General features: G+C 68.4%; 5 protein-coding genes. 2 read left to right on the forward strand and 3 right to left on the reverse strand.

Annotated elements, in window-relative coordinates; all coding sequences use genetic code 11:
- The 3 genes from ACE3TL_RS16500 to tyrS form a co-directional block, all read right to left on the reverse strand.
- Nucleotides 1-506: DUF5930 domain-containing protein (locus ACE3TL_RS16500; RefSeq protein ID WP_374579752.1), on the reverse strand; the 506-nt coding region annotated here is incomplete at its 3' end.
- A gap of 298 nt (nucleotides 507-804) precedes the next feature.
- Nucleotides 805-1,269, reverse strand: a complete 465-nt coding sequence (locus tag ACE3TL_RS16505) for a peroxiredoxin (protein ID WP_374579753.1) — start codon at nucleotides 1,267-1,269, stop codon at nucleotides 805-807.
- 9 nt (nucleotides 1,270-1,278) lie between these two features.
- Entirely contained in the window at nucleotides 1,279-2,589 is a 1,311-nt protein-coding gene (gene tyrS, locus ACE3TL_RS16510) for a tyrosine--tRNA ligase (RefSeq protein WP_374579754.1), read from the reverse strand.
- 191 nt (nucleotides 2,590-2,780) lie between these two features.
- On the opposite strand from tyrS, the gene ACE3TL_RS16515 reads away from it, so the two are divergent.
- Both ACE3TL_RS16515 and ACE3TL_RS16520 read left to right on the forward strand, forming a co-directional pair.
- The gene (locus tag ACE3TL_RS16515) at nucleotides 2,781-3,893 is read left to right on the forward strand and encodes an anhydro-N-acetylmuramic acid kinase (RefSeq protein WP_374579755.1); all 1,113 of its coding nucleotides are present in this window, start codon (nucleotides 2,781-2,783) and stop codon (nucleotides 3,891-3,893) included.
- Between the two features lie 14 nt (nucleotides 3,894-3,907).
- Nucleotides 3,908-5,209 (forward strand): amidohydrolase, encoded by a 1,302-nt coding sequence (locus tag ACE3TL_RS16520; RefSeq protein WP_374579756.1) that lies wholly within the window; start codon nucleotides 3,908-3,910, stop codon nucleotides 5,207-5,209.
- Nucleotides 5,210-5,427 lie beyond the last annotated feature (218 nt).

Genomic DNA, 5,427 nt, shown 5'->3' on the forward strand with positions numbered 1-5,427 from the left:
GCGTCGACCAGCCGTTCCTGGCCGGCGCGGACCAGTTCGATGCGGCGCAGCGGGTTCACGTCGTCCGAGGCGCTGGTCGCCTTGGCGATCGCTGGCGCCAGGGCGGCCTGGGCGCCTGGCTGGCCCTTGACCTCGGTGAGCAGCATGGCGAGGGCCGCGTGCCGGCGTTCGACCGAGGCGGCCAGTTCGCCCACGCCGCCCTCGGCCTGGTTGAGCTGGACCATGGCGCTGTTGAGGCGCGCCTCGCGGTCGGCGACCAGGCGCTCGGACTTGGCCTGCATGCGGGCCAGTTCCTGGTCGTGGCCGGAGACCGCCATGGCCCCCAGCATCATCGAGGCGGTGGAGACGCCCATCCAGAGGGCGCCGGCCGCGACGCCGCCGGCGATCGCCATCTGGCGGCCGGTGGTCAGGACGAAGGAACGCATTTCGCCGCCGGAGCGGATGTAGAGATGTCGCTCGGGAAACAGCTCTACCAGCGATCGGCGGAGGCGCGCGAAGCGTGTCATGCTCACCGTTCGATTACGGAAACCTGGGGGACGCCGCGATATGCAATGAGATTTCCGGCGCGCGCAAGAACTTATGCGCCGCCACGCAGGCTCGCCGGAAGGCCGACAGTCTTCACCTTCTTGGTTAACAGCGCCTGAACGGCGCAGCTAGACGTGCGAAGGCGGCGCGCCCCTGCCGGTTACGCATAAAGGGGCGGCGCGACAAAACTACAACAGCCGGAAGCTGGCCTCGGTTCCGCCTGAACGCGCGGCGCGGGGCGCATCTGCGACCTGCGGTCGCACCGTCGGAATCTTCGCCTCAGAGGGCCTGGGCGGCCTTCAGCACCTCGGCGGCGTGGCCTGGCACCTTCACCTTGCGCCAGATGCGGGCGAGCTTGCCCGAGGCGTCGATCAGGAAGGTGGACCGCTCGATCCCCATGTATTTGCGGCCGTACATGTTCTTCTCGACCCAGGCGCCATAGGCCTCGATCATCGCGCCCTCGGGATCGGAGGCGAGGGGGACGGCGAGGCCGTACTTGGCCGTGAATTTCGCGTGGCTGGCGAGGCTGTCCTTGGAGACCCCGAGCAAGGCGACGCCGGCCTTGGCGAAATCGCTGGCCAGGGCGGTGAAGTCCTGGGCCTCGCGGGTGCAGCCGCTGGTGTCGTCCTTGGGGTAGAAATAGACGACCAGGGGCTTGCCGGCGAAGTCGGCCAGGCGGACGGGGCCGTCCGCGCCGGCCAGTTCGAAGTCGGGAGCGGCCGCTCCCTCGATCAGGTTCGACATGCTGGCCTCCTAGACCGGCTTCACCAGGACGATCTTCTTCTTGCCGGCCGACAGCTTGACCACGCCGTCGACCAGGTCGGCCGAGGTGATTGCGCGGCCGGCGTCGGCTTCGGCCTTGTCGTTGACGCGCAGGCCGCCGCCTTGGGCCAGGCGCCGGGCTTCGCCGCGCGAGCCGGCCAGGCCTGCGTCGTGGGCGAGGGCGGCCAGCATGATCCCGGCCTCCAGTTCGGCGGCGGGGATCTCGTGGGTCGGCATGTCGCCGGAAACCGCCCCGACCTCGAAGGCTACGCGCGCGGCCTCGGCGGCGGCCTGGGCCGCGTCCACGCCGTGCAGCATGCGGGTCGCCTCGTTGGCCAGCACCTTCTTGGCCTCGTTGATCTGCGCGCCTTCCATCGCTTCGTAGCGGGCGATCTCGTCCAGGGGCAGGTCGGTGAACAGGCGCATGAAGCGGCCGACGTCGGCGTCCTCGGTGTTGCGCCAGAACTGCCAGTAGTCGTAGGGGCTGCGCATGTCGGCGTTGAGCCAGACCGCCCCGCCCACCGTCTTGCCCATCTTCTGGCCCGACGCGGTCGAGAGCAGGGGCGTGGTGAGGCCGAAGGACGGCTTTTGGTCCACCCGGCGGATCAACTCGACGCCGTTGACGATGTTGCCCCACTGGTCCGAGCCGCCCATCTGCAGGACGCAGCCGTATTTCCGCTCCAGCTCCAGGAAGTCCACCGACTGCATGAGCATGTAGTTGAACTCGAGGAAGGTCATCGGCTGCTCGCGCTCGAGCCGCGCCTTGACGCTGTCGAAGGCCAGCATGCGGTTGACCGTGAAGTGCACCCCGTAGTTCCGCAGGAACTCGACATAGCCGAACTTGGACAGCCACTCGTCGTTGTCGACCATGATCGCGTCGGTGGGGCCGTCGCCGAAGGTCAGGAAACGCTGGAACGTCCCCTTGATGGTGGCGATGTTGCCCTGGATCTGCTCGTGGGTGAGCAGGGGGCGCTGGCCGTCCTTGTCGGTCGGGTCGCCGACCTTGGTGGTGCCCCCGCCCATCAGCACGATGGGCTTGTGGCCGGCCTGCTGCAGACGGCGCAGCATCATGATCTGGATCATGTGGCCGACGTGCAACGAGGCGGCCGTAGCGTCGAAGCCGATATAGGCCGTGATCGTCCCCTTGGCGGCGGCTTCGTCCAGCTCGGCCGGGTGGGTGATCTGATGAATGTAGCCGCGTTCCTGCATGGTGCGCAGGAACTCGGACTTGAAGGTCTGGTCGGCGGACATGGGCTTTGACTCGGGAGGTTGCGCAGCGCGCTCTAGCACTTCAACGGACATCTGACAGGCTCCTTGTGGCGAAAGGCCGGAGTCCGTCGTTCATTTGAGATGAGGGCGCCGACCAGGTGGGGTGGCGCAAACGATCGAAGCCGCGCCTGCTCTAGGACAGGCGGTAATAGCGGGCCAGGTTGGCGGGGCGGCGCTCGATCATGGGCCTAGCTACGGCGCGCGCGGCGTGGCAGTCAAGCTGCATGCGAGTTCTGGGCTTCATGACCGGCACGTCCCTGGACGCCTGCGACATGGCGATCCTGGAGACCGACGGGGAGACGATCTTCGCGTTCGGCCCGGCGGGCGAGCGCAAGCTGAGCGAGGAGACGCGCGACCTGGCCCTGGCGGCGACCAAGGCGGCGATGGACTGGCCGCGTGGCGCGCCGGAGCCGGAAGTCTTCGCCACAGCCGCCGCGGCGGTCGCCCGGGAGCATTTCGAGGCGGCGGAGGGCTTCCTGGCCGCTAACGGCCTTGGCTGGAGCGACATCGACCTGATCGGGATGCACGGCCAGACCGTGCTGCACGAGCGGCCGCAGGACGGGCGCGTGGGCCGGACCGTGCAACTGGGAGACGCCCAGTGGCTGGCCGATGCGACGGGTACGCCCGTCGCCTACGACTTCCGCACCGCCGACGTCGCGGCCGGCGGGGAGGGCGCGCCGCTGGCGCCGATCTACCATCTGGCCCGGGCCAGGGCGGCGGGGCTTTCCGCGCCGCTGGGCGTGCTGAACGTGGGCGGGGTGGCGAACATCACCTTCTGGGCCGGCGGAGACGAGATCGCCGCCTTCGACACCGGGCCAGGCAACGGCATGATCGACCTCCTGATGCAATCGCGCGGAGCCGGGCGGTTCGACGAAGGCGGCAAGTACGCCAGCGTCGGCCAGGTGGACGAGGGCGTGTTGCGCGGCCTTTTGGGCCACGCCTATTTCGAGGCGCCGCCGCCCAAGTCGCTGGACCGTTACGACTTCCCGATGGAGCCGCTGGAGCCTCTGCGGCTGGAGGATGCGGCCGCGACCCTGACCGCCTTCACCGCCGAGGCGGTGAGGCTGGGCTGCGAGGGGATGGGCGGAACGCCGAGCCAGGTCGTGGTCTGCGGCGGCGGACGCCACAACCCGACCCTGATGGCGGCGATGGCCGAGCGGTTGAGCGCGCCGGTGACGACAGCCGAGGACCACGGCTGGCGTGGGGATTCCATCGAGGCCGAAGCCTTTGCCTATCTGGCCGCCCGCACGCTGCGCGGCCTGCCGATTTCATTTCCGAAGACCACGGGCGCTCCGGCGCCCATGACGGGCGGGCGCATCGCCCGGCCAAGCACTTGAGAGCAGGAGCAATCATGTCGAAGCGGATCTGGCTGGCCGGGGTGGCCGCGGCGTTTGCGATGGCTGGCGGAGCGGGCGCCCAGGAGGCGGTCCCGGCCGCGAAACCCTATGACGCGGCGGTGTTCGCCAAGGCCAAGGAACTACAGCCGAAGGTCGTGGCCTGGCGGCGCGACTTCCACGAGCATCCCGAGCTGTCGAACAGCGAGGTGCGGACGGCCAAGATCGTCGCCGACCACCTGCGCAAGCTGGGCTTCGAGGTTCGCACCGGCGTCGGCAAGACCGGGGTGGTCGGCATTCTGAAGGGGGCCAAGCCCGGCAAGGTCGTCGCCCTGCGCGCCGACATGGACGCTTTGCCGGTGGCCGAGCAGACCGGCCTGCCGTTCGCCTCCAAGGTCACGGCCCAGTACAACGGCCAGACCGTGCCGGTGATGCACGCCTGCGGCCATGACAGCCACGTCGCCATCCTGATGGGCGCGGCCGAGATTCTGGCCGGCATGAAGGACCAGATCGAAGGCACGGTGGTCTTCATCTTCCAGCCGGCCGAAGAGGGGCCGCCGCCCGGCGAGGAGGGCGGCGCGCCGCTGATGGTCAAGGAAGGCGTGCTGAAGAACCCCAAGGTCGATGCGATCTTCGGCCTGCACGCCTTTCCGGGGCCAGTCGGCATGACGGTGTGGCGGCCGGGGCCGATGATGGCCGCCTCCGACCGCTTCGAGATCGAGCTCAAGGGCAAGCAGGCGCACGGCTCGATGCCCTGGCAGGGGATCGACATGTCGTCGCTGACCGCCGACATCGTCACGGCCTTCAACCAGATCGCCTCGCGCCAGATCAACGTCTCCAAGACGCCGACGGTGCTGACCATCTCCACCCTGCACGGGGGCCTGCGCTACAACATCATTCCCGAGGACATGACCATGACCGGGACGCTGCGCACCTTCGATCCGGGTATGCGCACCGACGTCATGGCGCGGGCCGACAAGGCGGTGGCCTCGATCACCGAGCGCTACGGCGCCAGCGGCAAGATCAACTGGGGCCAGCCCAATCCGGTCACCGACAACAACCGCGCCCTGTCGGCGCAGATGAAGCCGACCCTGGCCCGCGCGGCCCAGGGCCAGATCGCCGACGACATCGACTACATCATGGGCGCCGAGGACTTCTCCTACTTCCAGAAGGAGGTTCCGGGCTTCTTCTACCACCTGGGCGTCGGCTATCCGAAGGGCGGCAACCACTCGCCGTTCTTCGACGTCGACGAGCGCGCCATGGAAGTCGGCGTGCGCGCCCAGGCGCTGCTGGCGCTGGATTATCTGAAGGGGTCTTGAATTCTTCCCCCGCTGGGCAGGGCCTATCGCATATGGCTCAGATAAGCGGCGGTAGCCCATTTCGCATGTCGTCCCGGAAAGCGCGCAGCGCCTTCCGTATTCACACATCTCCCATGGCGGCGGGCTGGGGGATCTGATTCACGTTGCTCTTCGGTGTTGGGGAGCGATCGATGGATGTTGTGCTGGGGCGGTTTGGCGACCGCCGCCTGGAAAAAAGG

It is taken from the genome of Phenylobacterium sp., from assembly GCF_041920015.1.
In the GTDB taxonomy this organism is placed as follows: Bacteria; Pseudomonadota; Alphaproteobacteria; order Caulobacterales; family Caulobacteraceae; genus Phenylobacterium.

Excerpts from the sequence above, each read along its gene's own strand:
- ACE3TL_RS16505 (WP_374579753.1), bottom strand. The coding sequence starts at position 1,269 with ATGTCGAACCTGATCGAGGGAGCGGCCGCTCCCGACTTCGAACTGGCC.
- tyrS (WP_374579754.1), bottom strand. The coding sequence starts at position 2,589 with ATGTCCGTTGAAGTGCTAGAGCGCGCTGCGCAACCTCCCGAGTCAAAG.
- ACE3TL_RS16515 (WP_374579755.1), top strand. The coding sequence starts at position 2,781 with ATGCGAGTTCTGGGCTTCATGACCGGCACGTCCCTGGACGCCTGCGAC.
- ACE3TL_RS16520 (WP_374579756.1), top strand. The coding sequence starts at position 3,908 with ATGTCGAAGCGGATCTGGCTGGCCGGGGTGGCCGCGGCGTTTGCGATG.